Origin of the sequence: Pseudomonas monachiensis (assembly GCF_047345015.1) — a bacterium.
Classification (GTDB): Bacteria; Pseudomonadota; Gammaproteobacteria; order Pseudomonadales; family Pseudomonadaceae; genus Aquipseudomonas; species Aquipseudomonas monachiensis.
Genome location: NZ_CP178857.1, coordinates 6080722 through 6107606 on the forward strand (window position 1 = coordinate 6080722; position 26885 = coordinate 6107606).

Sequence of the window (26885 nt, forward strand, 5' to 3'; positions counted from 1 at the left end):
CGATGTGTCTGTCCGGCCAGCATTGTTGCCTACACAAAAAACAGCGAGGAATAATCCATGCTCGAAGTCATTAACGACTTCCTCTCAGGGAAAGTACTGATCGTGCTCATTGTCGGGCTCGGTAGCTACTTCACGATCCGCTCGCGTTTCGTTCAATTGCGTCACTTCTTCCACATGTTCGCGGTGTTCCGCGACAGCCTCAAAAGCAGCGCCGGGCAACTCAGTTCGTTCCAGGCCCTGATGCTCAGCCTCGCCGGCCGCGTCGGTGCGGGCAACATCGCCGGTGTCGGCATTGCCGTGACCCTCGGCGGCCCCGGTGCCGTGTTCTGGATGTGGGTGACCGCGCTGGTCGGTATGTCCAGCAGCTTCTTCGAATGCTCACTCGGCCAGCTCTACAAGCGCTGCGATTCCGAAGGCCAGTTCCGTGGTGGCCCGTCTTATTACATCCAGCACGGTCTGCAAAAACGCTGGCTGGGCATGCTGATGGCGTTCCTGCTGCTGGTAACGTTCGGCTTCGCCTTCAACGGCCTGCAAGCCCACGCCGTGACGCACTCGCTGAACAACGCCTTCGGCCTCGACACCACTTACACCGGCATCGGCCTGGCCGTGCTGTTGGGCCTGGTGTTCATCGGGGGGATCAAGCGCATCGCCAAGGTCGCCGACCTGTTGGTGCCGGTGAAAACCCTGGTGTACATCGGCGTGACCCTCTACGTGATCGTGCTGCAGTTCGACCATGTGCCGGGCATGCTGATGACTATCGTCAAGAGCGCCTTTGGTCTGGACCAGGCCTTCGGCGGACTGATCGGCAGCGCCATCGTCATGGGCGTGAAGCGGGGCGTGTTCGCCAACGAAGCCGGCCTGGGCAGTGCGCCGAACGTAGCGGCTGTCGCGGCGGTCGAGCACCCGGTGGCACAAGGTGTGGTCCAGGCGTTCAGCGTGTTCCTCGATACCTTCGTGATCTGCACCTGCACCGCGCTGCTAATCCTGCTCTCCGGCTTCTACACCCCGGGCTTCGAAGGCGACGGCATTGCCCTGACCCAGAACTCTCTGGCCGCCGTGGTCGGTGACTGGGGCCGGATGTTCATCTCCGTGGCCCTGGCTTTGTTCGTGTTCACCTCGATCCTCTACAACTACTACCTGGGCGAGAACAACCTGCGCTTTTTGATCGGTGAAAACCGCAAGGCGCTGATGGGCTATCGCGCGCTGGTACTGGTGCTGATTTTCTGGGGCGCCATCGAAAACCTCGGCACCGTATTTGCCTTCGCCGACATCACCATGACCATGCTCGCGTTCGTCAACCTGATCGCGCTGTTCCTGCTGTTCAAGGTCGGCATGCGCATCCTGCGTGACTACGATGACCAGCGCGCCGCTGGCATCACCACGCCGGTATTCGATTCGAGCAAATTCCCGGATCTGGATCTGGACCTGAAAGCCTGGCCGGCGAACCCGCCAGCACCCACCGCCAAAGCTGAAGCTGCTCCGGCAGGCGTGACCGCAGCGCAACGCTGATCGGTAGAAAACCGGGCGCATCCCCTGCGCCCGACGTGACACAGCTTGCAACCGGCGTCATGCTCGGAAACAAGCTGTCATCATTTTTGGAGAACCTCCCATGAATGCCCCGATCTATCCCGCCGCTCAGCACGTCATGGTGCTCTACACCGGCGGCACCATCGGCATGCAGGCCAGCGCCAACGGCCTGGCCCCGGCATCCGGCTTCGAAGCGCGGATGCGCGACTACCTGCACAGCCAGCCCGAGCTGGTGGTGCCGCAATGGCGCTTTCGTGAAATGTCGCCGCTGATCGACAGCGCCAACATGACCCCGACGTATTGGCAGCAGCTGCGTGAAGCCGTGGTCGATGCGGTGGATGTTCAGGGCTGCGACAGCGTGCTGATCCTGCATGGCACCGACACCCTGGCCTACAGCGCAGCCGCGATGAGTTTCCAGTTGCTCGGCCTGCATGCCCGCGTGTGCCTCACCGGCTCGATGCTGCCAGCTGGCGTGACTGACAGCGACGCCTGGGAAAACCTCGGCGGCGCGCTGGTTGCGCTGGGCCAGGGCCTGGCGCCGGGCGTGCATCTGTACTTCCATGGCGAACTGCTGGACCCGACCCGTTGCGCCAAGGTACGCAGTTTTGGCCGTCATCCGTTCAAGCGACTGGAGCGTCAGGGTGGTGGCGTGAAAGCGACTTCGGTTCCGTCGCAGCTGAATTACCACCAGCCCAAACAATTGGCGTGCGTCGCGGTGCTGCCGCTGTTTCCCGGCATCGGCGCCGAAGTGCTGGATGGCTTGCTCGACAGCGGCATTCAGGGCCTGGTGCTGGAGTGCTACGGCAGCGGCACCGGCCCGAGCGACAACCCCGGGTTTCTCGCCAGCCTCGCACGTGCGCGGGACAACGGCGTGGTCGTGGTAGCCGTCACGCAATGCCACGAAGGCGGGGTTGAACTGGACGTCTATGAAGCCGGCAGTCGCTTGCGCGGTGTGGGCGTGTTGTCCGGTGGCGGCATGACCCGTGAGGCGGCGTTCGGCAAGTTGCATGGGTTGTTGGGTGCGGGGCTTGAAACGGACGAAGTCCGTCGGCTTGTCGAACTCGACCTGTGCGGCGAACTGAGCTGAATCAACACATAACCCTGTGGGAGCGGGCTTGCTCGCTCCCACATTGGGACTCTCACCCGGCATACAACTTGCTGCGCTCCAGCCACCCCAAGGCTGGAAGTCCTCATGCTCCACTCCCACCTCACCACGCTCAACGCCGTCTCCCTGGTACTCGATGCCTTCAAGGCACAAGGCTTGTCCAGCGAAGCGCTGCTGGCCGGAAGCGGCATCAGTGCGGCGGATCTGAACCGTGCCGACACGCGCATCACCACCAATCAGGAAATGCAGGTCTGTGCCAACGCCGTCGCCCTCAAGCGCGACATCGGCCTGGAACTGGGCCGGCGGATGCACGTTTCCTGCTACGGCATGCTCGGTTACGCCCTGCTCACCAGTGCCACCTTCGGTGACGCTTTGCGTCTGGCGATGCGCTACCCGGCGCTGCTGGGAACACTTTTCGAACTGAGCCTGGAGGACGATGGCGAGCGCATCTGGTTCGCCGCCGCCGATTACCGCGAGAGCCCGGCCATGGCGGTGTTCAACGCCGAGTTCTGCCTGGTGTCGCTGAAAGTCACCTGTGACGACCTGCTCGGCCATTCCCTGCCCTTGCTCGGCGCACGCTTCGAACATGCCGCGCCCGACTACGAAGCGACCTACGCCGAACACTTCAACTGCCCGGTGCACTTCGACGCGCGGAACAATGCCTTCGCCTTCGACAAGCGCTGGCTCGACCAGCCACTGCCGCTGGCCGATGTCATCACCCATCAAGCCATGGCCGAACGCTGCCGCAAACAGAACATCGAGTTCACCGGGCGTCAGGCCTGGCTGGGACGGATCCGCCAATTGCTCAGCGCGCAACTGAATGCCGCGCCCGGGCTGGAAGGGCTGGCCGAGCAAATGAACTGTTCGGCGCGTACCTTGCGCCGGCATCTCAAGGACATGGGTTGCAGCTATCAGGAACTGCTCGACGAACTGCGCTTCGAGCAGGCCAAGCAAATGCTGTGCGAGGATCAGTTGCCGATCTATCAAATTGCCGAGGCGCTGGGCTTCAGCGAGACCGCGAGCTTTCGCCATGCGTTTGTGCGCTGGAGTGGTGTGGCGCCCAGCCAGTTCCGGCCACACGGATAAACCTGTGGGAGCAAGGGGCGAATTTCGGTCAAATGTTTTGGCCGTATCGATCCCCTTTTGGCCTTTCCTGCCGTTCTCCGATTCGTCGTGCGCCGCAACACTGGGGGCAACCGAATCAGCCCTGCGGAGAACAACAAATGCTGACGATCTACTCTGACGATCACCACCTGCACCATGGCCGCTGTGAACTCATCGACGGCCAGCTCAAGCCGTGCTTCGAGATGCCTTCGCGCGCCGACCACGTGCTGCAACGCGTGCAGAACCAGAACCTTGGCCCAGTCGAAGCGCCAAAGGACTTCGGTCTTGAGCCCATCGCGCGCATCCACAGTCGCGACTACCTCGACTTCTTCAAGGGTGCCTGGACGCGCTGGACCGAATTCAACACCGACGGTGACCTGCTGCCCTACACCTGGCCTGCACGCACCTTGCGCCCGATCAAACCCACCAGCTTGCACGGCCAACTCGGTTATTACAGCTTCGACGGCGGCGCCCCGATTACCGCCGGCACCTGGCAAGCGGCGTACAGCGCAGCACAGGTCGCCCTCACCGCCCAAGCGGAAATCCAGCGCGGCGCCCGATCTGCGTTCGCCCTGTGCCGCCCACCGGGACACCACGCCGCCAGCGATTTGATGGGCGGTTATTGCTACCTCAACAACGCCGCCATCGCCGCCCAGGCGTTCCTCGATCAGGGCCACAAAAAAGTTGCGATCCTCGACGTCGATTACCACCACGGCAACGGCACCCAATCGATTTTCTACGAGCGCAGCGACGTGCTGTTCACCTCGATTCACGGCCACCCGGAAGCCGAGTTCCCGTTCTTCCTCGGCTATGAAGATGAACGCGGCGAAGGTGCTGGCGAAGGGTTCAACTTCAACTATCCGTTGGCCGCCGGTTCAGGCTGGGATACTTGGAGCGCAGCGCTGGAACAAGCCTGCAAAGAGATCGAAAGCTACGGTGCCAACATCATCGTCGTGTCCCTGGGTGTCGATACCTTCAAGGACGATCCGATCTCGCAATTCAAACTCGACAGCCCGGATTACCTGGCCATGGGCAAGCGCATCGCAGCGCTCGGCAAACCCACGCTGTTCGTCATGGAAGGCGGCTATGCCGTGGAAGAAATCGGCATCAATGCCGTAAACGTTCTCGAAGGTTTTGAAAGCGCTTAATGAGGAAGTAGAAGAATGAAAAGTCTTAAGCGTTTTATTTTTCCAGCCCTGTGCGCCACGCTGCTCAGCGGCACCGCACACGCGGAAGAGCGGACGTTGCGCGTCTACAACTGGTTCGACTACATCACCCCCAAGGCCCTGGAAGACTTCAAGACCCAGAACGCCCAGACCAAACTGGTCTACGACATCTTCGACACCAATGAAGCACTGGAAGCCAAGCTGCTGACCGGCAACTCCGGATACGACGTGGTGGTGCCGTCCAATGTGTTCCTCGCCAAGCAAATTGAAGCCGGGGTATTCCAGCCCCTGGACCGCAGCAAGCTGCCGAACTGGAACCACCTCGATCCCAAGCTGATGAAGCTGATCGAAGCCAACGACCCAGGCAACAAGTTCGCCGTGCCGTACATGTACGGGACCATCCTGATCGGATTCAACCCGGACAAGGTCAGGGCAGCCCTGGGCGCCGACGCGCCGGTAGACAGCTGGGACCTGATCTTCAAGGAAGAGAACATCAGCAAGCTCAAGCAGTGCGGCGTCGCCCTGCTCGACTCGCCTTCCGAGATTTTGCCGCTGGCCCTGCAACACCTCGGCCTGGACCCCAACAGCAAGAAGCCCGCGGACTACGCCAAGGCTGAAGCACTGCTAATGAAGATCCGTCCGTACATCACTTACTTCCACTCGTCCAAGTACATGGCCGACATTGCCAACGGTGACATCTGTGTCGCAGTCGGTTATTCCGGCAGCTTCTCGCAAGCCGCCAACCGCGCCAAGGAAGCCAAGAACGGTGTTGTTGTCGACATGCGCCTGCCGAAAGAAGGCGCGCCGATCTGGTTCGACATGCTGGCGATTCCGAAAGGGGCGAAAAACCCCGAAGACGCCTACACCTTCATCAACTACCTGCTGCAGCCGCAAGTGATTGCACCGGTCAGTGACTTCGTGGGGTATCCGAACCCGAACAAGGACGCCACGGAACTGGTCGATCCGGCGATTCGCAACAACCCCAACCTGTATCCGACCGACGCGGCGATGGGCACGCTCTACACCCTGCAACCGCTGCCGCGCGATGCCGAACGTGCGCGCACCCGGGCCTGGACCAAGATCAAGTCCGGGACTTGAGATAAGAAAAACCTCCTGCCGTTGCTGGCAGGAGGTTTTATTGTTAGAACTCAGGCCAGGCGATGCAAATTGGCCACCTTGAAAGTTGCTTCAATTTCTTTGTAAGGCGACTCTTCAATCAACTTGACATTGAATGAGCCAGAGAACTCCTGTTGATTACCTTCACCACAAATATGAGCTCGACCAGACTCCGCAGGATATTCCAGATTCGGCTCCCCTGCATTTTCTATCATATAGCCGATGGTGACTTTTCCATCGAGACTGACATCATGCTCTCCGTCACCAAGATCTTCATCCGCCGCCACCGATATATATCGCCGATTATTTCCCTCATTAATGACTCCCACCACAATCTTTACACCAAAACTGATAAATCCTTGAACGTCATCGGCGTTAAAGGCCGCACCATCAATCGTTGCAGTAAAGTGGTCGCCCGTTACCTGCCGCAGGCCCTGGCACCTCGTTGCTTCCAGCGCTGCTTTCAGGCACTTTGCGTGTAAATGTTTCATAGTAATATTCCTTGATGAGTCCAAGCAAAAAAACACCCGAATTCAGGTCATGACTTCATAGAATCGAATGATAAATAAACTTATAAAACGGCAATAAGAATACACAACAGAAATTATCGATTTCGCTTGCGTGCACACTTCCTCCGTTACGCACAAATTATTTATGCGCATTGATGTGCTCGGTCAATCCTGAAAGTGTTTCATATAACTTTGTTACAACTACAACTTCGACATTTAACCATGTAGCCTGGCTACGACGTGGTGGGTTACCTGACCAGAAAAAGGACACCACAGAACTGTGTCGACCCGGCGATCCGCAGCCCCCGTCGTTATCAAGACCTCGCACGTTTCAGCCAGCACGCCACACCGTCCGCAACCGTTGCAGCGCCGCCTCGATGGCCTTTTCGGGCACCGCGGCAAATCCCAGTACCAGACCGGCGCGTTGATCCATCGGGGTTGCGCAATCCGGCAGCCAATAACTGCTCAAGCCGTTGACCTCGACATCGACACTGCTCGCCAACTCGATCAGCTCGCGTTCACGGGCCACGCTGTCGACCGGCACCGTCATGTGCAGCCCTGCGGCGACGGTGGGTAGCTTGCCAATGCCTGGAATATCCAGCGGCCAACCGTTGAGCAAGGTATTGCGCCGACTCAGCGCCGCACGCCGCATGCGCCTTATGTGCCGCTGGAAATGCCCGGCCGCCATGAACTCGGCCATCACCGCCTGGGTGCTGACTTCGGAATGCCGTACGTCCACTGCACGTCGTTGCGCAAACGCCTGCACCAGCCCCGGCGGCAGCACCAGATAACCGAGACGCAATGCCGGAAACGCGACCTTGCCGAACGTGCCGACATACAACACCCGCCCGTTACGATCGAGTGCCGCCAAAGGCGCCAGTGGCGCGCCGCTGTAGCGGTACTCGCCATCGTAATCGTCCTCGACGATCCAGCCTTGGGTGCGCTCGGCCCAGGCCAGCAGCTCCAGACGTCGCGCCAGGCTCATGACCACGCCGGTGGGATACTGGTGGGACGGCGTGACGTAGGTCAGCCGACAATCATCGAGTGCTGACAGTTCGCTGCAATTGATACCCTCGCTGTCCACCGCCACCCCGTGTAACCGCGCCCCCGCCACGGCAAAGGCATGACCGGCCGCCCGATACCCCGGATTTTCAATCGCTACCCCGTCGCCGGGCTCCACCAGCAACTGTGCACAAAGGCTGATTCCCTGCTGCGCGCCACTGGTGATCAAAATTTGCTCAGCTGTGCATTGCATGCCCCGCGAACTGCGCAAATACGCGGCGATCATCCCGCGCAGGCGTGCATCGCCTGCCGGGTCGCCGTAGCACAGCTGTTGAAAATCCGGCTTGCGCCAGAAAGCCGCATTCAGCTTGGCCCAGACCTCGAATGGAAACAGATCGAACGCCGGGACACCCACCCGAAATGCCCGGGGCGGACCGCTCGGAGGATTGGCTAAATGGTTGTTTTTGACCCGGGTCAACGGGTCGTTGTGGATAACTTTGCTGGATGAATCCACAGGTAAATCGAGCCAATTTGTGGATAAGGCTGTGGGTAACCCTGTTGAAAACCCTGTGGATACTTTTGTGGATAGTTTTTTTGCCGGCACGGTTGCCTGGGGCAATTGCGCGACATAAGTCCCGTCGCCTACCCGCCCTTCGATAAACCCTTCGGCGTACAACTGATCGTAGGCGCGCACCACGCTGTTACGGGAAATCGCCAGCGCGGCAGCCAGATCACGACTGGCCGGCAGACGCGTACCGCTGGCCAGTCGTCCGTCGAGCACACGCGTGCGCAATGCCTGGTAGAGCTGACGACTCAGCCCCTGGCGACGATCAAGTTCGATACCCGCCGGGTTGAAGGTCAGGGACAGTGGTTCGCTGGTCATCGTAATGGACCCATGAAATTGGTCGTTAATGGCTCTTACAACAGACCAATAGCCTGCCTAGGATGCAGGCATTCGCCAAGGAAAATATCTCCATGTATACGCCACGTGCTTTTGCCATCGACGAGTTGCCCCAACTGCATGAACTGATCCTCGCCACCCGTCTCGCCATATTGGTGACCCATGGTGAAAGCGGCCTGCAAGCCAGCCATGTACCGGTGCTGCTGCACTGCGAACAAGGCTCGAACGGCACGTTGTACGGGCATCTGGCCAAAGCCAATCCACAATGGAAAGACCTGCGCGACGGCGCCGAAGCCCTGCTGATATTTGCCGGTGCCGACGCCTACGTCAGCCCTGGCTTCTACCCAAGCAAGGCCGAACACGGCAAAGTCGTGCCTACCTGGAACTACGTCGCCGTACACGCCTACGGCCGAGCCGAAACCTTCAGCGATGGCGGACGGCTGCTCGACATCGTCAGCACCCTCACCGATCGTCATGAAGCTGGCCGCGCCCAACCGTGGTCAGTGGCCGATGCCCCCGCCGATTACATCGACGGCATGCTCAAGGCCATTGTCGGTTTCGCCATTCCCATCGACCGTCTGGAAGGCAAGCGCAAACTCAGCCAGAACCGCAGCCCCGCCGACATCGCCGGTGTGCGCGAAGGCCTGGCCGCCAGCCCCGACGTCAACGACCAAAGCCTCGCCCAATTAATGCGCTAAGGAGGTCACCATGAGTCAAATCGACATTCGCCAAGTCACCGCCGGTGATCACGCGGCCTGGTTGCCGCTGTGGCAAGCCTACCTGCGCTTCTATAAAACCGAACTGCCGGAGGCCGTTACCCAAAGCACCTGGCAGCGCATGCTCGATCCGAACGAGCCAACCCACGCCGCCCTCGCCTGGGCCGACGGCAAAGCGGTGGGCATGGTGCATTTCATCTACCATCGTTCGAACTGGGCCATCGAGAACTCCTGCTACCTGCAGGACTTGCTGGTGGTCCCGGAAACCCGTGGCACCGGTGTCGGCCGCCAGTTGATCGAATTCGTCTACACCACGGCCAAGGCCGACGGTTGCAACAAAGTCCACTGGCTGACCCACGAAACCAACGCCACCGCGATCCAGCTCTACGAGCGCATCGCCGAACGCCCGGGTTTCATCCAGTTTCGCAAAGCCATCTAAGTTCAAGGAGAACAGCATGTCGATTTCACTCGCCGACTGGAAAGGCGTCCCGGCCCCCACGACTCAACTGATCGAAGGGCGTTACATCCGCCTGGAAAAACTCGACCCGGCGCGCCACGGCGACGACCTGTTCAACGCCCTGCAAGGCCCCGGCGCCGACCCGAAGCTGTGGGACTACCTGCCTTACGGCCCCTTCCCTGAGCGCAGCGTCTTCAACGACTGGCTGAACAACCACGCGGCCAGTAGCGACCCGTATTTCTTCAGCGTAATCGACCGCGCCAGCGGCGAGGTCCAGGGCATACTCAGCCTGATGTCCATCGTCCCGGCCCAGGGCCGCATCGAAATCGGCCACGTTACCTTCGGCGCCCCGATGCAGCGCTCGCCGAAAAGCACCGAGGCGGTTTACCTGTTGGCCAAGGAATCCTTTGCCCTGGGTTACCGTCGCCTGGAATGGAAATGCAACAACGCCAACGCCCGCTCCAAATACGCGGCCGAGCGCCTGGGCTTCAGTTTTGAGGGAGTGTTCCGTCAGCACATGGTGGTCAAAGGACAAAATCGGGACACCGCGTGGTACTCGATTCTGGATTCGGAATGGCCGGCGATTGGCGCCGGGTTCGAGAAGTGGCTGAGCGATGAGAACCAAACCGCCTCGGGTCAGGTTAAAGGGTTGGTGGAGTGCAGAACGCAACAGTCCTGAATCCATAAAACCGCAGTCTTCGGCGAAGGCCGCGGGTTGAATTTCGGGCGAAAAAAAGGGGAGCACATGCTCCCCCGAGGTATAAAGCGTTGTATCGCGGCTGTTAACTCAGCCTTCGATCTCGATCAGGATCTCGCCCGGGTTCACCCGGTCGCCCTTGGCCACGTGAATGGCGGTGACTTTACCGGCGATGGCTGCCTGGACTTCGGTTTCCATCTTCATCGCTTCGGTGATCAGCACGGCCTGGCCTGCCTTGACGGTGTCGCCTTCCTTGACCAGCACGTCGACGATGTTGCCCGGCATGGTGGTGCTGACGTGACCCGGTGCAGTGGCTTGCTTGCGCTTGCTGCTGCCGCCGCCGACGAATTCGTTGAGCGGCTCAAACACCACTTCTTCCGGCATACCGTCGATGGACAGGTAGAAGTGACGCTTGCCTTCGGCCTTGACGCCAACACCGGTGATGTCGACGCGGTAGGTTTCGCCGTGAACGTCAATGACGAACTCGGTTGGCACGCCTTCCCCACCGACAGAGGCGACGCCGCCGGCTTCAGGAATCGGCAACAGCACTTCTGGCGTCAGGGTGCCCGCAGCACGCTCTTCGAGGAACTTGCGACCGATGTCCGGGAACATGGCGAAGGTCAGTACGTCTTCTTCAGACTTGGCCAGTGCACCGATGTCGGCACGCAGCTTGGCCATTTCCGGTTTGAGCAGATCGGCCGGACGAACGTCGATTACTTCTTCGCTGCCGATGGCCTGGCGACGCAGTTGTTCGTTCACGGTGCCCGGCGCCTTACCGTAACCGCCTTGCAGGTACAGTTTCACTTCGTTGGTGATGGTCTTGTAGCGCTCGCCGGCCAGCACGTTGAAGAACGCCTGGGTGCCGACGATCTGCGAAGTCGGGGTCACCAGCGGCGGGAAGCCGAGGTCTTCACGAACCCGCGGGATTTCGGCCAGCACTTCGCTCATGCGATTGAGTGCGCCCTGCTCTTTCAACTGGTTGGCCAGGTTGGAAATCATCCCGCCCGGTACCTGGTTGACTTGAACACGGGTGTCGACGGCGGTGAATTCGCTTTCGAACTGGTGGTACTTCTTGCGTACGGCGTAGAAGTACAGGCCGATTTCTTGCAGCAGTTCCAGGTTCAGGCCGGTGTCAAACTCGCTGCCTTTAAGAGCGGCGACCATCGATTCGGTACCCGGGTGGCTGGTGCCCCAGGCGAAACTGGAGATCGCGGTGTCGATGTGGTCGGCACCGTTTTCGATGGCCTTCATTTGGCACATCGCGGCCAGACCAGCCGTGTCGTGGGAGTGAATGAACACTGGCAGCGATTGCTCGGCTTTCAGCGCCTTGACCAGTTCGCCGGTGGCGTACGGGGTCAGCAGGCCGGCCATGTCCTTGATCGCCACCGAGTCGCAACCCATGGCTTCCATTTGCTTGGCCTGGCTCACGAAGGCCTCGATGGTGTGCACCGGGCTGGTGGTGTAGGCGATGGTGCCCTGGGCGTGTTTGCCGGCGGCTTTCACCGCTTCGATGGCCACGCGCAGGTTACGCACGTCGTTCATGGCGTCGAAGATGCGGAACACGTCGATACCGTTGACCGCCGCCTTGGCGACGAAGGCCTTGACCACGTCGTCGCTGTAGTGGCGGTAGCCCAGCAGGTTCTGGCCACGCAGCAGCATTTGCAGACGGGTGTTAGGCAGCGCCGCGCGCAGTTGGCGCAGACGCTCCCACGGGTCTTCTTTCAGGAAGCGAACGCAGGCGTCGAAGGTCGCGCCGCCCCAGCATTCCAGTGACCAATAGCCGACTTTGTCGAGCTTGTCGCAGATCGGCAGCATGTCTTCGGTGCGCATGCGAGTGGCGAGCAGCGATTGGTGGGCGTCGCGCAGGATTGTGTCGGTAACGTGGATTTGTTTGCTCATTGTTCTATTCCTCACAGGCCTGCGTGGGCGGCGATGGCGGCGGCGATGGCCAGGGCCAGCTCTTCGGGTTTGCGCTTGATCGAGTAGTTGGTCAGTTCAGGGTGGCTTTCAACGAAGCTGGTGTTGAACTGGCCGCTACGGAATTCCGGGTTACGCAGGATTTCCTGGTAGTACGCGGCGGTGGTCTTGACCCCTTGCAGACGCATGTCGTCCAGGGCGCGCAAGCCACGGTCCATCGCCTCTTCCCAGGTCAGCGCCCACACCACCAGTTTCAGGCACATCGAGTCGTAGTACGGCGGGATGGTGTAGCCGGTGTAGATTGCCGTGTCGGTGCGCACGCCAGGGCCACCGGGGGCGTAGTAACGGGTGATCTTGCCGAAGCTCGGCAGGAAGTTGTTCTTCGGGTCTTCGGCGTTGATCCGGAATTGCAGGGCGAAACCACGGTGGTGGATGTCTTCCTGCTTCACCGAAAGCGGCAGGCCGGAGGCAATGCGAATCTGCTCACGGACAATGTCGATACCAGTGATTTCTTCGGTGATGGTGTGTTCCACCTGCACCCGGGTGTTCATCTCCATGAAGTACACCTCGCCCTCGGCGAGCAGGAACTCCACGGTACCGGCGTTCTCGTATCCCACGGCCTTGGCTGCGCGCACCGACAGGTCACCGATGTAGGCGCGCTGTTCCGGGGTCAGTTGCGGGCTCGGGGCGATTTCGATCAGCTTCTGGTTGCGGCGCTGGATCGAGCAGTCACGCTCGAACAGGTGCACCACGTTGCCAAAGCTGTCGCCAAGAATCTGTGCTTCGATATGCTTCGGATTAACGATGCATTTTTCCAGGAACACTTCCGCCGAACCGAACGCCTTGGTGGCTTCGGAAATGACACGCGGGAAAGCCTGTTCGAGTTCTTCGCGGCTGTTGCAGCGACGAATGCCGCGGCCGCCACCACCGGAAGTGGCCTTGAGCATCACCGGGTAACCGATGCGATCGCCTTCGGTCAGGGCTTCTTCAATTCCCGACACGTTGCCTTCGGTGCCCGGGGTCACCGGTACGCCGGCCTTGATCATGCTGCGGCGAGCTTCGGTCTTGTCGCCCATACGGCGAATCACTTCAGCCGACGGGCCAATGAATTTGATCCCGCGTTCGGCGCAGATCTCCGCCAGCTCGGCGTTTTCCGAAAGGAAGCCATAGCCTGGGTGCAGTGCATCGCAACCGGTTTCCACCGCCAGATTCACCAGCTTGCGCGGGTTCAGGTAACCGGCCAGCGGTTCGGCACCAATACTGTGGGCCTCGTCCGCACGCTTCACATGCAAGGCATGACGGTCGGCATCGGAGTAGATCGCGACCGAGCGAATGCCCATTTCGGCGCAGGCACGTACGATTCGTACGGCAATCTCACCACGGTTGGCGATCAGGATCTTTGTTATCACTTGGAGTTTCCCTTGAGCCGGTGGTACCCACGACCTGCTAGACCAGGTCGACGAGTGACCAAATGTTTCAATTTGGTCGCAGGTCCACACTAGCGCCCACAAGGGATTAACAAAAATGAATAATTATTGGGTCACGCATAAGTAAAGACTTATAGTTGATTCACCAACCAGCGACGAGAGCGACCAGATAATGCGTAAGTCATTGATGCGTATGACTTTGCGGCAATTACAGATCTTCAACGAGGTCTGTGATTTGCGCTCCTACAGCCGCGCGGCCGAGGAAATGTCGCTCACACAACCTGCCGTCAGCCTGCAGATTCGTCAACTTGAAGAGCTGATTGGTCAGCCTTTGTTCGATTACGTCGGCAAAAAACTCTACATGACCGAAGCGGCTGAAGCGTTACAGCGGGCCAGCCGGGATATTTTCGGGCGCCTGGAAAACCTCGACATGCAGCTGTCGGACATGCAGGGCTCGTTGCAGGGGCAGCTGAAACTGGCGATCGAATCCAGCGCCAAATACTTCGTGCCGCATCTGTTTGCCGCGTTCAAACGCCAGCACCCGGAAGTGAACCTGCAACTGACGGTGGTCAACCGTGGCCAGGTCATTCGGCGCCTGTCGGACAACCGCGACGACCTGGTGATCATGTCCATGGTGCCTCAGGACATGGGCCTGGAATTCCTGCCGTTCCTGAACAACCCGATCGTCGCCGTGGCGCCACCGGATCACCCGCTGTGTCATATGGGGCCGCTGCGCTTGCAGGATCTGGAGCCCTACACACTGCTGCTACGCGAACCCGGCTCCGGGACACGGCTTGCGTGCGAAGAATACTTCAAAGAGAAGCGCGTGCACTTCAACCAGACTCAGGAAGTCTCGTCTGCCGAAGCTCAGCGTGAATGTGTGCTGGCAGGCCTGGGCGTTGCGCTGTTGACGCGCCACGCCCTGAGCCTCGAGCTGGCAACCGGTGGGCTGATCGAGCTACCGGTCGAAGAGCTGCCACTGTTTCGCAGTTGGTGCCTGGTGCAGGCCAAGGCGAAACGCCTGTCACCGGTGGCTCACGCCTTCCTGGCGTTTATCCGTAGCGAACGGCTTCAGATCAGCGCGCTGGTTGAGCGTTTCGACGGGACGCCGAGGGAGATGCCTGCCAGAAGTTGAGTTCCAACTCCGGAAAATCGCCAATTTCGGCCAGAAGCTGACGACGTTCGCAGCGATCTTCGATGGCGCGGCGGAATTCCATGCGGCGCTGATCTTCTTGCTGACGACGGGTTTTGACAGCGCTGTTGCGTTCTTCGTAGGGCATGGCCATTTCGAGTCTCCCAAGGCGAGTACGGGAGTTTCAAGATAGGCGCGGGGGATGACGGTTTGGCGGCTTGGGCGTTACAGGGAGATGAACATTCAGAAGCAAAGATCGCAGCCTTCGGCAGCTCCTACGCAGGAACGCGAATACCTGTAGGAGCTGCCGAAGGCTGCGATCCCTTGATCTTAGTCGTCAAGCGCTTTCACCGACTTGGGCGACAGCCGCAAGCTGCGCAGGCTGCGCTTGACGCTCTTGAGGTGGTTGACCAGGCTCGGGCCACGCGCCATGGCCACGCCCATCGCCAGCACGTCGATCACCACCAGGTGGGCGATACGCGAAGTCAGCGGCGTATAGATTTCAGTGTCTTCATGCACATCGATCGCCAGATTGACCGTAGACAGTTCAGCCAACGGCGTCTGGCTCGGGCACAAGGTGATCAACGAGGCACCGCTTTCGCGCACCAGGTTGGCGGTGATCAGCAGGTCCTTGGAGCGCCCGGACTGGGAAATGCAGATCGCCACGTCGGTTGGCTTGAGCGTCACGGCCGACATCGCCTGCATGTGCGGATCGGAATACGCCGCAGCAGTGAGCAGCAGGCGGAAGAACTTGTGCTGGGCGTCCGCGGCGACCGCACCCGAGGCGCCAAAGCCGTAGAACTCCACACGCTGGGCCTGGGACATCAGCGTCACCGCCCGCTGCAACTCCAGCGGATCGAGCTTCTCGCGAACCTCCATCAGCGTATGCAGGGTGGTGTCGAAGATTTTCAGGCTGTAGTCGGCGACCGAGTCATCCTCATGGATCGCAAACTGGCCGAAACTCGCACCTGCCGCCAGGCTCTGGGCCAGCTTCAGCTTCAGGTCCTGAAAGCCGGAACAACCGATGGCACGGCAAAAACGCACGATGGTCGGTTCGCTGATGCCCACGCTGTGGGCCAGGTCGGCCATGGAGCTGTGCATCACGGCCGCAGGATCGAGCAGCACGTGGTCGGCGACCTTGAGCTCCGACTTGCGTAACAGGTGGCGAGACTGGGCGATGTGTTGCAGCAGATTCAAAGGGCTGGACTCTTTGTTATTGGCAGGTGCCGGGGATGTAGCACGCTTGTAGTTATACTACATGAATCGGCTTTTTGCCTGCTCAATGCGTTACCGAATCCCTCGATTTCACGCGCGGGCACCTCATGTAGCCCTCGTCGACAGATGCAAGCCAGTGATCGATCAGGCCCACGAGAAAAAGACAGCGTCTGCTCCAGCCACTGGAAGTTCATATAACAATAAAATCAAACATACAAATTTACATAGTCCACCAACAAACACCACCATTAACATATTCAACCTTGCTACATTAATTTCGCAGGAGCAAAACAACCTAATCAAAAGGAACTGAATACAATGAGCATTCAAACAAAAAACTGGACAGCACAAATTAACCGCATGCCTGGCGCCACTTATTTTCGAGTGTCTGGTACCGTAACTGTTACTGACTCAGGCATTATGCCAAAGCTTGTGCCAAGCCAGGTACAAGACACTCCCTTCCTGCCTCTGGAACTGATCCTTGAGGATCAAAAAGGCATTTTGCCAGTCTTAACAGACAGAGTTGTAGAATACAAAATACCTGGAATCCACGCCGTAACCAGCGTTGGAATTTTTTATAACGGAGAATTATTGCACCACATTGACAAAGTAATAATAACTGACTAATAACTTGTCATTCTTACGCAATACCGGGCCTCCCGCCTAGCAACTAATAACGGGAGTGGGGATTGCGATAACAATTCATTCGGTGCGCTACTCTCTTGGGGATGGTCTGACGTAGCGATGTGTTTCTGGCTGACTTCGGTCACCGCCGATTTTGAAAGTGACGCATCGATCCAAAAAACGCTGAGATCACTCACGCCCCCCCTGTTTTTTAGCCGTCGCGAGCACCTCGCGGCGGCTATTCCCCACACTAAGGCGCACCTCTACTGCATGGCTCAGTAAATATCGGCGGGCCATCCACAGATTCGACAGTGCAAATAGCGTCACCCGCTGTGCGGTGTTCTTGGCCAGCCACGAAAGCCTGTCTTCACATAACCGAACTGGCGCTTGATCACCCGGAACAGGTGCTCGACCTTCACCCTTACCTGCGCCTCGGCTTTTTCGATCTTGCGCCTGGCTTTGTACAGGACGCTGCGCTTGCGCAGTTTTTGGTAGGTGCTACGCCGGGCGGCAATTTTCCAGATGACCTGGCGACCTTCATGCTCGGGGCGTTTCTCCACGCCGGTATAAGCCACCAACTAGTGCTTTTCCAGCAGGCGACAGAAGTTGAAGATCGTGGTTTCGTCGGCGGATCACTGCAGCCGAACCAATTCAATAGCTGCACACACCGCCTTACAAATCCAACCAACTTAACTCAAGCGTGACAAACCACGGCTGGATATATTAATTCCGCAGGAAGCAAAAAAATCATTTAAAGGAGCTACCTATCATGACCATTAAAACCAAAGACTGGTCCGCACATATTGACGGCATGCCTCCCGGCACCTGGATCAACGTCGAGGGCACCGTAACCGTTGCCCACTCTGGCATCACTCCGAAGCTGGAAATGGCCAACGCCTGCGAACCGCGCCTGGAGCTTAAATTGGAAAGTTCCAATGAAACGTCACTGCAGGTTGAAACCGATAAGCGTGTTAGATATTTCGCATGGGGGAATTACAACTCCGATTTCAAGTTCACCAGCGTTAGTATCTTCTACGAAGGCAAGTTGCTGCACCATATTGATAAAATAACGTTTACTAGCTAAAAGCATAAACTGCTTCCGGCAATTCAGGCGTCCCGCAGCCTCGTCTGCCTGATAGACGGGACGCCACCGTCTCAGCTTGCGGCTTGCGTGTGCAGTAAACCCGCCAACGTCTCGGCCTCAACTGGACGGCTGATCAAATAGCCCTGTACTTCATCGCAGCGCTCGGCTTTCAGGAACTCAAGCTGTTCTTCCCGCTCCACCCCCTCCGCCACGACCTTCAGCTTCAGGCCGTGAGCCATGGCAATGATTGCCCGGGTAATCGCCGCGTCTTCACTGCCCTCCCCCAAGCCACGGATAAACGCCTGATCAATCTTCACGTAGTCCACCGGGATTCGCTTGAGATAGCTCAGGGAGGAGTAACCGGTGCCAAAATCGTCAATGGCCAGTTTCACTCCGAGATCACGCAATTGCTGGAAGGTTGCGATGATGTGCTCGACGCTGTCCAGCAACTGGCTTTCGGTGAGTTCCAGCTCCAGCAGTTGCGGCGCCAGCCCGGTCTCTTCCAGCACCTGCCGCACCAGGCTGACCAGCTTGCCCTGGCGCAATTGATGCACCGACAGATTGACCGACACCCGTATCGCGTCCAGCCCCTGCCGTTGCCACTCACAGGCTTGCCAGCAGGCCTGACGCAGCACGAACTCACCGATCGGGCCGATCAATCCGGTTTCTTCAGCCAGGCCGATGAAATCCCCCGGCGGCACGCGTCCCATGGTCGGATGATCCCAACGCACCAAGGCTTCGGCGGCATTCAATCGGCCAGTGGCCAGGCACAGTTTCGGCTGGTAAAACACCTTCAGTTGTTTGTCTTCGATGGCTTTGCGCAGATGGTTTTCCAACTGTAAACGCTCCAGCGTGCTGGCTTGCAAGCTGTCGGTGTAAAACTGAAAATTATCGCCACCCAGATGTTTGGCGTGCTGCATCGCCATGTTCGACTGACTGACCAATGCCGATATTTCCCGCGCGCTGTCCGGCAGCAGGCTGATGCCCATCGATGCGCTGACCACCAGCTCATGCCCGTCAATGGTCACCGGCAAACGCAATTTGTTCGCCAGACGAGTCGCCACCCGGGCCAGGCTCGAAAGGTTACCGTAGGAATTGAACAGCACGGCAAACTCATCACCGGAAAGGCGTGCGATGGTGTCTGCTTCAGGCAATGCATTCACCAGTCGCCGGGCCATTTTCTGCAACAACTGGTCGGCGACTTCATGCCCCAGGCTGTCGTTGAGTTGCTTGAACCGGTCGAGATTGATGTGCAGCAACGCCAGGCTGCGGTAACCGCCCTGTCGCACCCGTTGATGAGCCTCGCTGAGTCGCTCGCGAAACATCGCGCGGTTGGCCAGACCGGTAAGTTCGTCGTAATGGGTCAGATAGCGCATGCGCTCTTCGGATTCTCGGCGAGCCGAGAGATCGGCGAAGAAACCCACAATATGGCTTACATTTCCCCGGGTATCGCGTACAGCATTCAGTTGCAGCCATTGCGGATACATCTCGCCGTTCTTGCGGGTTTCCACCAATTCGCCTTGCCAGCTCCCTTGCTGCTCCAGTGCCTGATGTATTGCAGCGTAATGCCGACGAGCATCGCGACTGCATGGCAACTCAACGACGTTGCGTCCGATCATGTCGTCGATGTCATAGCCGGTCACCTGACTGAAGGCTTGATTGATCGCGATCAGGACGTAGTTCGGATCGAAAATCACGATCCCTTCGCTGGCCGCCTCGAATACGGTTGCCGCCAGTTGCCGCTGCTCTTCCAGGCCTTTGCTGGCGCTGATATCGCGACGAGTGCCGACCATGCGAATCACCCGGCCGTTGTCGGCACGCTCGACTGCCCGCCCGCGGTCCTCGATCCAGACCCAGTGGCCATCGCCATGCCGCACGCGATACTCGATTTGATAGTCCTCGGTGCGGCCCTTCAAATGCTCGACCAGCGCCCTTTTCAGCCCAGGAAGATCCTCAGGGTGAAGGCGCGGCTTGAGGTGACGCAGTATCGCCGTGACCTGTTCCGGCTCCAGGCCGAACAATTCCTGAATCTGTGTGTGATGGACTTCGTCGGTTTGCAGATTCCAGTCCCACAACCCCAATTCGCTGGCTTTCAACGCCAGCGCCAGACGCGCCTCACTCTTGCTCAGCGCCTGGTTGGCGGCGTCCAGTTCCAGGCTGCGTTGAGCGACTCGGTTTTCCAGGTCGACCTGGATCTCTCGCAACTCGTCCTCGGCACGTCGGCGCTGCTCTATCTGAGTGGCCAGCTTCTGATTGAGCTGATCACTGCAGCTTTGCGCCTGCTGCAGATGCTCGATCAGTGCCTGATTCTGAAAGCGTCGCATCAAGCCCCGATCGATCAATCGATTCACCTGCCAGGCAACCACGCTCAACGCACCGAGCAGGATCAGCCCGAACCAGCCCCAACCTTGCTGCTGTTCGTCAGCGCCCCAAAACATATAGGCAATGGCCGGCAACAGGCAGGGCAAGGTGAATGACAGAAAGGCCGGCAAGCTGACCGCATAAGCCACGCTGGCCGAGAGCGCCGCGGCACCGATGAGGCCGAAGACCCAGGCTTGCTGAATGAAGTTATCGGCAGGAACCAGGGCAATGCCGGCACCTGCCAGCGTCAGACCGGTGAGACCGGAGCCCAGCAAAAACATCCGTCGCCAAATGGGATGGGCCTGACGGTTGGGAATGGCCGAGTCGAAGGCTGCGACCTGAATCACCCGCAATGCCACCAACGACAACAACCACACCAGCCAGACACTGACCAGAAAATAGCGCTGCGGGCTCCAGAGCAAACCGGCGCAGACCAGGCCATTGATCAGCATGAACAACGTGGGCAGCAGCGAACCTTGATACAACAGGCGCGTGCGTTCGACCGCCATTTCCATGGCGTACTGTTTACGGATCACCCGAGGCTCCACAGTGGGGCCCGACAGGTCGAAGCTGAGGGTCATAGGCGATGTTCTTGTTCTTATAATGATGAGCATGTGCCCGAAACTGCTCGGAGCATACACAAGCAATTGCCCGGACCAAACTGCTGCTGATCAATAAATCGCCAAATTTTTCGGCTGCCGATGCCGCTGAAAATGCTCAAGGCACGCCCCGCCAACGCCTGCAGCCGATGACTGACCAGTCGTCCTTCGCATAACTTTCATCGGTTAAAGCAAAGCGGGGTTTGCCCGGTGTGTCGCGGCCCCCTAGAATGCCCCGATGCGCGATGATCTCTCCCTTCTGCTGAACTCCCTCAACGATGCCCAACGTCAGGCCGTAGCGGCCCCCGTGGGTCGTCAGTTGGTCCTGGCCGGTGCTGGTTCCGGTAAAACCCGAGTGCTGGTGCACCGTATCGCCTGGTTGATCCAGGTCGAAAACGCCTCGCCCCACTCCATCCTGTCGGTGACCTTCACCAACAAGGCCGCTGCCGAGATGCGCCAGCGCATCGAGCAACTGATGGGTATTAACCCGGCCGGTATGTGGGTCGGCACCTTCCACGGCCTGGCGCACCGCCTTCTGCGGGCGCACTGGCAGGAAGCGGGCTTGAGCCAGACCTTCCAGATTCTCGACAGCGATGATCAGCAACGACTGGTCAAGCGGGTGATCCGCGAACTCGGCCTGGACGAACAGCGCTGGCCGGCCCGTCAGGCCCAATGGTTCATCAACGGTCAGAAAGACGAAGGCCTGCGCCCTCAACACATCCAGGCCAGCGGTGACCTGTTCCTGGCGACCATGCGCGGCATCTATGAAGCCTACGAGGCCGCCTGCCTGCGTGCGGGTGTCATCGACTTCTCCGAATTGCTGCTGCGCGCCCTCGATCTGTGGCGTGATCACCCAGGCCTGCTCGCTCACTATCAAAAGCGCTTCCGGCACATCCTGGTGGACGAGTTCCAGGACACCAACGCCGTGCAATACGCCTGGTTGCGCCTGCTGGCCAAGGGTGGCGACAGCCTGATGGTCGTAGGCGACGATGACCAGTCGATCTACGGCTGGCGCGGCGCGAAAATCGAGAACATCTACCAGTATTCCGAAGACTTCCCGGACGCCGAAACCATTCGCCTGGAGCAAAACTATCGCTCCACCGCCGGCATCCTGAAAGCTGCCAACGCCTTGATCGCCAATAACACCGGACGCCTGGGCAAAGAGCTGTGGACAGACGGCGGCGAAGGCGAAGCGATCAACCTGTACGCAGCCTTCAACGAACACGACGAAGCACGCTACGTTGTCGAAACTATAGAAAGCGCGCTGAAAACCGGCTTGTCTCGTAGCGATATCGCGATTTTGTACCGCTCCAACGCCCAATCGCGGGTTCTGGAAGAAGCCTTGCTGCGCGAGCGCATTCCCTACCGTATCTATGGCGGCCAGCGCTTCTTCGAACGCGCCGAAATCAAGAACGCCATGGCCTACCTGCGCTTGCTTGAAGGTCGTGGCAACGACGCCGCGCTGGAACGGGTGATCAACGTGCCGGCCCGTGGCATCGGAGAAAAAACCGTCGAAGCGATCCGCGACCATGCGCGCCACAGCGATGTGTCGATGTGGGAAGCGATGCGCCAACTGGTGGCCAACAAAGGCCTGACCGGTCGTGCGGCCGGCGCCCTTGGCGCGTTTATCGAGCTGATCGAGAACCTCGCCGCCAAGTGCATGGAAATGCCACTGCACCTGATGACCCAGACCGTCATCGAGCAGTCGGGGCTGATCGCCTATCACGAAGCGGAAAAAGGCGAGAAAGGCCAAGCCCGGGTAGAAAACCTTGAGGAACTGGTCAGCGCCGCACGCAATTTCGAAAACAGCGAGGAAGACGAAGAGCTGACGCCATTGGCAGCGTTCCTCGGTCACGCATCGCTGGAGGCCGGCGACACCCAGGCCGACGAGCACGAAGACAGCATCCAGTTGATGACTCTGCACAGCGCCAAAGGCCTGGAATTCCCTTACGTGTTCCTGGTGGGCATGGAAGAAGGCCTGTTCCCGCACAAGATGAGCCTGGAAGAACCCGGCCGCCTTGAGGAAGAACGTCGTCTGGCCTACGTAGGCATCACCCGGGCCATGCAGAACCTGGTGATGACCTATGCCGAGACCCGACGCCTCTATGGCAGCGAGACCTACAACAAGGTGTCGCGTTTCGTACGCGAAGTTCCGAAAGGCCTGATTCAGGAGGTGCGGCTGTCCAACAGCGTCAGCCGCCCGTTCGGTGGCAACCAGTCGATGAGTGGCAGCAACCTGTTCAGCGGCAGCGAGATTCCGCAGACCGGCTTCAGCCTGGGCCAGACCGTACGCCACTCGGTGTTTGGCGATGGCGTGATCCTCAACTTCGAAGGCGCCGGGGCCCAGGCCCGGGTGCAGGTGAACTTCAGCGAAGGCAGCAAGTGGCTGATGCTGGGTTACGCCAAGCTGGAAGCTATTTAAGGTCACACTGACAGTTTATCTGTGGAAGCGAGCCTGGCCTTGATTTTGTACGCCACGGGCCAATATCAATCATTGGGATCGATCTCTACGCAGAGCTATCTGTTCCTGCTGTTGTCGGGCCTTGCCACCGGTGCATCGTGGATCTGCTATTTCCCCGCATCGGTGTCACTGGTTTCCCTGCGACGCCAGGCAAGCGTCCTACAAGCCCTGTCCACTCATCTGACAGATCAAAGTCAAAAGGCCTTATTGCACTGACTGGAGCTGAACACGACCTGTCAGGCAAAAGCCCGAAACACTCTGCCGCTAGCCAGTAACACTTCACCTGTGCAACATGGCGCGCGTGCCTTCCACAAATGGGAATTCCCTTTATGAAACGTTTTCTTAGCATCGCCATGGCGTTGTGCATCGGCCTGACGATGAGTCTCGACGTCAATGCCGCCAAGCGCTTCGGTGGTGGCAAAAGCGCAGGCGCTGCGCCGACTCACCAGACCAGCCAGATGGCTCCTTCTTCTCCAGGCATGGGCGGCGCTGCGGCGACCGCTGGTGCTGCCGGTGCCGCTGGCGCTGCCGCCAAGGCTGGTGGCGCTTCGCGCTGGCTCGGCCCGCTCGCCGGTATCGCGGCCGGTGGCCTGCTGGCATCCATGTTCATGGGTGACGGCTTCCAAGGCATGCAGATCTTCGACATCCTGATCATGGCCGTCATTGCGTTCCTGGTCTTCCGCTTTATCGCCGCCCGTCGTCGCAAGCAGCAGGAGCAGTACGCCCCGGCCGGCCACGCGCCGATGCAACGTGAGGCGTTCGAACAAAAGCCTGCCGGTGGTTCGATCTTCGGTGGCTCGGCAGCACCTGTTGCCGCTCGCCCGGTGATCAACGCGCCAGCCTGGTTCAACGAAACAAACTTCGTCGAAGCGGCGCGCAATCACTTCCAGTCCCTGCAACAGCACTGGGACGCCAACGAAATGGACAAGATCGCCGAGTTCGTGACCCCGCAAATGCTGGAGTTCCTCAAGCGTGAGCGTGCTGACCTGGGCGACGGTTTCCAGTCCACCTACATCGATAACCTCAATGTACAACTGGACGGCGTGGACGATCGCGCCGACAAGACCATTGCCACCCTGACTTTCACTGGCGTGTCGAAAACCTCGCGTTTCGACCAGGGCGAAGTCTTCAGCGAAAGCTGGAACATGGAACGTGCACAAGGCGAAAACCAGCCTTGGCTGGTAGCTGGTATCCGCCAGAACGGCTGACTCCCTCCAGCGCTTCACTTGCAGTAAACAAAACCCCGGCCTCGGCCGGGGTTTTCTATTTCGCGGTTGCATCTATAGCAAGCTACTGTATAAACCGCCCCATATAAACCGCGCCATACAAGCAAGAGGATCCCGGACGTGGAAGAAATCATCGAACAACTGCGTGAAGCCAACGAACCGGTACCGGTCCCCTTGGAATTGCCCGACGAAGACCTGCTGGTCGAAATCGAAGAACAACTGTTCATCGACATTCCGTTCGTCTTCAGAGAGTTTCTGCTGACCGTCAGCGACGTGGTATACGGCAGCCTGGAACCGGTCACCGTGACTGACCCGCAATCCCACACTTACCTGCCCGACGTTGCCGCCAACGCCTGGGACGCCGGGGTCGATCGCAGCATGATTCCGATCTGCCAGGACGGTGACAATTACTACCTGGTCGAAGAAGACGGCACCGTGGTGCTGTGGTTGGCCGAAGAAGAGCTGCTCGCCGAAGAAACCTGGGAATCGGTATGGCACTGGGCGCGGGACGTCTGGCTGGAAAGCTGATCCAGTCAACGCCGCTGGGTGGTCAATGCCCGGACGACTCCTTGTGATTGTCGAGGGTTTCCAGCAACGCCACCTGCATCCGCGTATGCACACGAATGAACCAGCGCCACAGTAGCGCCGCCACGGCGGCCGCGACTACGGCGATCAGTACCAGCAACTTGTTGGTCGGCAGAATACTGGCCGACAAGGCTGCCAACAGCAAAAAGATCACCAGCAGCGACAGGATCGGGATCACTTCGGCGATTACCCGGCGCACTCGCTGCGTATGGCGCCCGGCCATCTCCGGCTTCACGCCCATTTCCGCCAGCAACATCGACAGTGCCTTTAGCTTGCGGTACGCCGCAATCAAAAAAGGCAGCGATAACAGCAGCGCCCCACCCCAGATCAACGCCTTTTGCCAGCTCGGATCACTGATCCAGCCTTGCAGGTAAGCCGACATGCGTTCGGCGAAGTACGCGCCCGAAAAGAAGATTGCGATCACGAGCGCCAGATTGACTCCCACCTGCAGCAAAATCCTGCGAATCATGGATGCCAGTAACGCGCCCTCACCCTGAGGCTGGATGCTGCGCAGCCATTCGCCATACATCCCCAACACCCGTCCCAGGCGCTCTGGCATGACGCTGGCAAGCTTGATCGACAATGGATCCGCCGCGCGGATCAGATAGGGCGTCAGCAGGGTCGTGATCACCGAAACTGCCACAGCCACGGGGTACAGAAAGTTACTGGTGACCTGCAACGTCATGCCCAGTGCCGCGATGATGAAAGAGAATTCGCCAATCTGAGAAAGACCCATCCCGACCCGCAGCGAAGTGCGTCCGTCATTACCGGCGATAAATGCACCGAGGCCGCAGGACAGCATCTTGCCAAGCACCACGGCTATGGTGATTACGGCGATTGGCCAGGCGTACTGAAGCAGGATCGCCGGATCGAGCATCAGCCCGATGGCCACGAAGAAAATCGCACTGAAAAGATCGCGGACCGGTTCAATCAGTCGTTCAATTTTCAGCAGTTGCCGGGATTCCGCCATGATCGCGCCGATCAGGAATGCCCCGAGGACCATGCTGTATTCAAGCTTGACTACCAGCAGGCAGAAGCCAAAACACAGGCCCAGTACCGTGATCAGCAGCATTTCGTTGCTGTCGAATCTGGCGACGTAGGCCAGCAACCGCGGCACCATCAGGATGCCGATGACCAACGCGACGATCATGAACAGCGACAGCTTGCCGACCGTGGAAAACACTTCACCGGAGCTGACCGTGCCGCTGACCGCGATGCTGGACAGCAGCGCGATGATGCCGATGCCCAGGATGTCTTCGACGATCAGCACTCCGAATATCAACTGGGCAAACCGCTCGTTCTTCAGCTTCAGATCATTGAGCGCCTTGACGATGATGGTGGTCGAGGAAATCGCCAGGATCGCGCCGAGGAACAGTGAGTCCATGGTGTTCCAGTCGAACCAGCGACCGATCTCGTAGCCGATCCAGATCATCAGCACGATTTCCAGGAATGCCGCGATGAATGCCGTGGCACCGACCTTGAACAACTTGCGCAGGCTGAACTCCAGGCCCAGACAGAACATCAGGAATATCACCCCGAGTTCGGCAAGGGTCTTGATGGTTTCTTCGTCATGGATCAGGCCGAACGGCGGGGTATGCGGGCCAATGATGAACCCGGCAACGATGTATCCCAGCACCACCGGTTGTTTCAGGCGATGGAAGACCACGGTGACCACACCTGCGATCAACATGATCACTGCCAGATCCTGAATGAAACTGATGGCATGCATGGCGTGAGACTCCCTGGGTGGCATTGCTCGATCCCCGGACGCAGGAAATATCTGATCGAGCAGAACAAAAATCGGAATTGCACGTAGGAAATGCCCTTGAGACAGGGCTTTTTGCAGGGTAACACCGCGACTTCTGGCAGAAAGGCGGTGCAATATATGGAAACAGATCGATCCGGCGTGACGGCGACCCTGCACCCGGCGTCCCGATAACTGTTGGTTTGAAAA

Annotated in this window: 22 protein-coding genes and 2 pseudogenes; 15 read left to right on the forward strand and 9 right to left on the reverse strand. The window is 59.0% G+C overall.

Going from position 1 to position 26885, the window contains the following annotated elements:
• Positions 1 to 57: 57 nt before the first annotated feature.
• The 5 genes from ACMDB8_RS27495 to ACMDB8_RS27515 all read left to right on the forward strand — a co-directional run bounded on the left by ACMDB8_RS27495 (position 58) and on the right by ACMDB8_RS27515 (position 6000).
• Positions 58 to 1509, forward strand: a complete 1452-nt coding sequence (locus ACMDB8_RS27495; RefSeq protein WP_056726826.1) for an alanine/glycine:cation symporter family protein — start codon at positions 58 to 60, stop codon at positions 1507 to 1509.
• A 100-nt stretch (positions 1510 to 1609) separates the two neighbouring features.
• A complete protein-coding gene (locus tag ACMDB8_RS27500; RefSeq protein ID WP_409078197.1) occupies positions 1610 to 2614 on the forward strand; it encodes an asparaginase in 1005 nt (334 codons plus the stop codon).
• A gap of 105 nt (positions 2615 to 2719) precedes the next feature.
• On the forward strand, positions 2720 to 3718 hold the full coding sequence (locus ACMDB8_RS27505; protein WP_223542662.1) for an AraC family transcriptional regulator: 999 nt from the start codon (positions 2720 to 2722) through the stop codon (positions 3716 to 3718).
• Between the two features lie 137 nt (positions 3719 to 3855).
• On the forward strand, positions 3856 to 4884 hold the full coding sequence (locus ACMDB8_RS27510; RefSeq protein ID WP_056726823.1) for a histone deacetylase family protein: 1029 nt from the start codon (positions 3856 to 3858) through the stop codon (positions 4882 to 4884).
• A gap of 15 nt (positions 4885 to 4899) precedes the next feature.
• Positions 4900 to 6000, forward strand: a complete 1101-nt coding sequence (locus tag ACMDB8_RS27515; protein ID WP_056726822.1) for a polyamine ABC transporter substrate-binding protein — start codon at positions 4900 to 4902, stop codon at positions 5998 to 6000.
• A gap of 50 nt (positions 6001 to 6050) precedes the next feature.
• Here ACMDB8_RS27515 and ACMDB8_RS27520 read toward each other — a convergent pair whose 3' ends face one another.
• Together ACMDB8_RS27520 and ACMDB8_RS27525 are read right to left on the reverse strand one after the other, a co-directional pair.
• Positions 6051 to 6509, reverse strand: a complete 459-nt coding sequence (locus tag ACMDB8_RS27520) for a hypothetical protein (RefSeq protein ID WP_056726821.1) — start codon at positions 6507 to 6509, stop codon at positions 6051 to 6053.
• Positions 6510 to 6858: 349 nt separating this feature from the next.
• A complete protein-coding gene (locus ACMDB8_RS27525; RefSeq protein ID WP_056726820.1) occupies positions 6859 to 8412 on the reverse strand; it encodes a PLP-dependent aminotransferase family protein in 1554 nt (517 codons plus the stop codon).
• A gap of 92 nt (positions 8413 to 8504) precedes the next feature.
• Between ACMDB8_RS27525 and ACMDB8_RS27530 the strand changes: the two genes are divergently transcribed.
• From ACMDB8_RS27530 to ACMDB8_RS27540, 3 genes are read left to right on the forward strand one after another with little or no spacing between them, the layout of a single operon-like run.
• Positions 8505 to 9128, forward strand: coding sequence for an FMN-binding negative transcriptional regulator (locus ACMDB8_RS27530; RefSeq protein WP_409078198.1), 624 nt, complete (start codon positions 8505 to 8507; stop codon positions 9126 to 9128).
• A gap of 10 nt (positions 9129 to 9138) precedes the next feature.
• Positions 9139 to 9585: a GNAT family N-acetyltransferase gene (locus ACMDB8_RS27535; RefSeq protein WP_056726818.1), complete on the forward strand. Its 447-nt coding sequence runs from the start codon at positions 9139 to 9141 to the stop codon at positions 9583 to 9585.
• A 16-nt stretch (positions 9586 to 9601) separates the two neighbouring features.
• On the forward strand, positions 9602 to 10282 hold the full coding sequence (locus ACMDB8_RS27540) for a GNAT family N-acetyltransferase (RefSeq protein WP_056726817.1): 681 nt from the start codon (positions 9602 to 9604) through the stop codon (positions 10280 to 10282).
• Between the two features lie 108 nt (positions 10283 to 10390).
• Here ACMDB8_RS27540 and oadA read toward each other — a convergent pair whose 3' ends face one another.
• Positions 10391 to 12199, reverse strand: coding sequence for a sodium-extruding oxaloacetate decarboxylase subunit alpha (oadA, locus tag ACMDB8_RS27545; RefSeq protein WP_409078199.1), 1809 nt, complete (start codon positions 12197 to 12199; stop codon positions 10391 to 10393).
• 11 nt (positions 12200 to 12210) lie between these two features.
• The gene (locus ACMDB8_RS27550) at positions 12211 to 13626 is read right to left on the reverse strand and encodes an acetyl-CoA carboxylase biotin carboxylase subunit (protein ID WP_008045577.1); all 1416 of its coding nucleotides are present in this window, start codon (positions 13624 to 13626) and stop codon (positions 12211 to 12213) included.
• A gap of 190 nt (positions 13627 to 13816) precedes the next feature.
• Here ACMDB8_RS27550 and ACMDB8_RS27555 point away from each other — a divergent pair, with 190 nt between their 5' ends.
• Positions 13817 to 14779: a LysR family transcriptional regulator gene (locus ACMDB8_RS27555; protein WP_095943442.1), complete on the forward strand. Its 963-nt coding sequence runs from the start codon at positions 13817 to 13819 to the stop codon at positions 14777 to 14779.
• Here ACMDB8_RS27555 and ACMDB8_RS27560 read toward each other — a convergent pair.
• Together ACMDB8_RS27560 and hexR are read right to left on the reverse strand one after the other, a co-directional pair.
• Positions 14721 to 14930 carry a PA3496 family putative envelope integrity protein gene (locus ACMDB8_RS27560; RefSeq protein ID WP_046038865.1) on the reverse strand — a complete coding sequence of 70 codons (210 nt, stop codon included), beginning with the start codon at positions 14928 to 14930 and terminating at the stop codon, positions 14721 to 14723. The two genes, ACMDB8_RS27555 and ACMDB8_RS27560, sit on opposite strands and share 59 nt — an antisense overlap.
• Positions 14931 to 15106: 176 nt before the next feature.
• A complete protein-coding gene (gene hexR, locus ACMDB8_RS27565) occupies positions 15107 to 15973 on the reverse strand; it encodes a transcriptional regulator HexR (protein WP_007954250.1) in 867 nt (288 codons plus the stop codon).
• 336 nt (positions 15974 to 16309) lie between these two features.
• Between hexR and ACMDB8_RS27570 the strand changes: the two genes are divergently transcribed.
• Entirely contained in the window at positions 16310 to 16618 is a 309-nt protein-coding gene (locus ACMDB8_RS27570) for a hypothetical protein (RefSeq protein ID WP_056726814.1), read from the forward strand.
• 249 nt (positions 16619 to 16867) lie between these two features.
• Here the strand turns inward: ACMDB8_RS27570 and ACMDB8_RS27575 are convergent.
• A pseudogene (locus ACMDB8_RS27575) lies at positions 16868 to 17184 on the reverse strand (transposase); the annotation flags it as partial.
• 200 nt (positions 17185 to 17384) lie between these two features.
• Here ACMDB8_RS27575 and ACMDB8_RS27580 point away from each other — a divergent pair.
• Positions 17385 to 17699 carry a hypothetical protein gene (locus tag ACMDB8_RS27580; protein WP_056726812.1) on the forward strand — a complete coding sequence of 105 codons (315 nt, stop codon included), beginning with the start codon at positions 17385 to 17387 and terminating at the stop codon, positions 17697 to 17699.
• 71 nt (positions 17700 to 17770) lie between these two features.
• Here ACMDB8_RS27580 and ACMDB8_RS27585 read toward each other — a convergent pair whose 3' ends face one another.
• Entirely contained in the window at positions 17771 to 20641 is a 2871-nt protein-coding gene (locus ACMDB8_RS27585; RefSeq protein WP_056726811.1) for an EAL domain-containing protein, read from the reverse strand.
• Between the two features lie 256 nt (positions 20642 to 20897).
• Here ACMDB8_RS27585 and uvrD point away from each other — a divergent pair, with 256 nt between their 5' ends.
• The 4 genes and pseudogenes from uvrD to ACMDB8_RS27605 all read left to right on the forward strand — a co-directional run bounded on the left by uvrD (position 20898) and on the right by ACMDB8_RS27605 (position 24874).
• Positions 20898 to 23081 (forward strand): DNA helicase II, encoded by a 2184-nt coding sequence (gene uvrD / locus ACMDB8_RS27590; protein ID WP_056726810.1) that lies wholly within the window; start codon positions 20898 to 20900, stop codon positions 23079 to 23081.
• A 21-nt stretch (positions 23082 to 23102) separates the two neighbouring features.
• Positions 23103 to 23240, forward strand: a pseudogene (locus ACMDB8_RS27595) (EamA family transporter); the annotation flags it as partial.
• Between the two features lie 209 nt (positions 23241 to 23449).
• The gene (locus tag ACMDB8_RS27600; protein WP_056726809.1) at positions 23450 to 24328 is read left to right on the forward strand and encodes a Tim44 domain-containing protein; all 879 of its coding nucleotides are present in this window, start codon (positions 23450 to 23452) and stop codon (positions 24326 to 24328) included.
• Positions 24329 to 24466: 138 nt separating this feature from the next.
• Positions 24467 to 24874, forward strand: a complete 408-nt coding sequence (locus ACMDB8_RS27605) for an SMI1/KNR4 family protein (protein WP_019694340.1) — start codon at positions 24467 to 24469, stop codon at positions 24872 to 24874.
• A 22-nt stretch (positions 24875 to 24896) separates the two neighbouring features.
• Here the strand turns inward: ACMDB8_RS27605 and ACMDB8_RS27610 are convergent, their stop codons facing one another.
• On the reverse strand, positions 24897 to 26660 hold the full coding sequence (locus ACMDB8_RS27610; protein ID WP_409078200.1) for a cation:proton antiporter: 1764 nt from the start codon (positions 26658 to 26660) through the stop codon (positions 24897 to 24899).
• Positions 26661 to 26885 lie beyond the last annotated feature (225 nt).

What these genes read in the sequence shown, in the direction of transcription:
- ACMDB8_RS27495 (WP_056726826.1), top strand. Translation starts at nt 58, where the DNA reads ATGCTCGAAGTCATTAACGACTTCCTCTCAGGGAAAGTACTGATCGTG.
- ACMDB8_RS27570 (WP_056726814.1), top strand. Translation starts at nt 16,310, where the DNA reads ATGAGCATTCAAACAAAAAACTGGACAGCACAAATTAACCGCATGCCT.
- ACMDB8_RS27600 (WP_056726809.1), top strand. Translation starts at nt 23,450, where the DNA reads ATGAAACGTTTTCTTAGCATCGCCATGGCGTTGTGCATCGGCCTGACG.
- ACMDB8_RS27510 (WP_056726823.1), top strand. Translation starts at nt 3,856, where the DNA reads ATGCTGACGATCTACTCTGACGATCACCACCTGCACCATGGCCGCTGT.
- ACMDB8_RS27505 (WP_223542662.1), top strand. Translation starts at nt 2,720, where the DNA reads ATGCTCCACTCCCACCTCACCACGCTCAACGCCGTCTCCCTGGTACTC.
- ACMDB8_RS27515 (WP_056726822.1), top strand. Translation starts at nt 4,900, where the DNA reads ATGAAAAGTCTTAAGCGTTTTATTTTTCCAGCCCTGTGCGCCACGCTG.
- oadA (WP_409078199.1), bottom strand. Translation starts at nt 12,199, where the DNA reads ATGAGCAAACAAATCCACGTTACCGACACAATCCTGCGCGACGCCCAC.
- ACMDB8_RS27520 (WP_056726821.1), bottom strand. Translation starts at nt 6,509, where the DNA reads ATGAAACATTTACACGCAAAGTGCCTGAAAGCAGCGCTGGAAGCAACG.
- ACMDB8_RS27585 (WP_056726811.1), bottom strand. Translation starts at nt 20,641, where the DNA reads ATGACCCTCAGCTTCGACCTGTCGGGCCCCACTGTGGAGCCTCGGGTG.
- ACMDB8_RS27610 (WP_409078200.1), bottom strand. Translation starts at nt 26,660, where the DNA reads ATGCATGCCATCAGTTTCATTCAGGATCTGGCAGTGATCATGTTGATC.
- ACMDB8_RS27530 (WP_409078198.1), top strand. Translation starts at nt 8,505, where the DNA reads ATGTATACGCCACGTGCTTTTGCCATCGACGAGTTGCCCCAACTGCAT.
- ACMDB8_RS27555 (WP_095943442.1), top strand. Translation starts at nt 13,817, where the DNA reads ATGCGTAAGTCATTGATGCGTATGACTTTGCGGCAATTACAGATCTTC.
- ACMDB8_RS27525 (WP_056726820.1), bottom strand. Translation starts at nt 8,412, where the DNA reads ATGACCAGCGAACCACTGTCCCTGACCTTCAACCCGGCGGGTATCGAA.
- ACMDB8_RS27560 (WP_046038865.1), bottom strand. Translation starts at nt 14,930, where the DNA reads ATGGCCATGCCCTACGAAGAACGCAACAGCGCTGTCAAAACCCGTCGT.
- ACMDB8_RS27540 (WP_056726817.1), top strand. Translation starts at nt 9,602, where the DNA reads ATGTCGATTTCACTCGCCGACTGGAAAGGCGTCCCGGCCCCCACGACT.
- ACMDB8_RS27535 (WP_056726818.1), top strand. Translation starts at nt 9,139, where the DNA reads ATGAGTCAAATCGACATTCGCCAAGTCACCGCCGGTGATCACGCGGCC.
- ACMDB8_RS27580 (WP_056726812.1), top strand. Translation starts at nt 17,385, where the DNA reads ATGACCATTAAAACCAAAGACTGGTCCGCACATATTGACGGCATGCCT.
- uvrD (WP_056726810.1), top strand. Translation starts at nt 20,898, where the DNA reads ATGCGCGATGATCTCTCCCTTCTGCTGAACTCCCTCAACGATGCCCAA.
- ACMDB8_RS27500 (WP_409078197.1), top strand. Translation starts at nt 1,610, where the DNA reads ATGAATGCCCCGATCTATCCCGCCGCTCAGCACGTCATGGTGCTCTAC.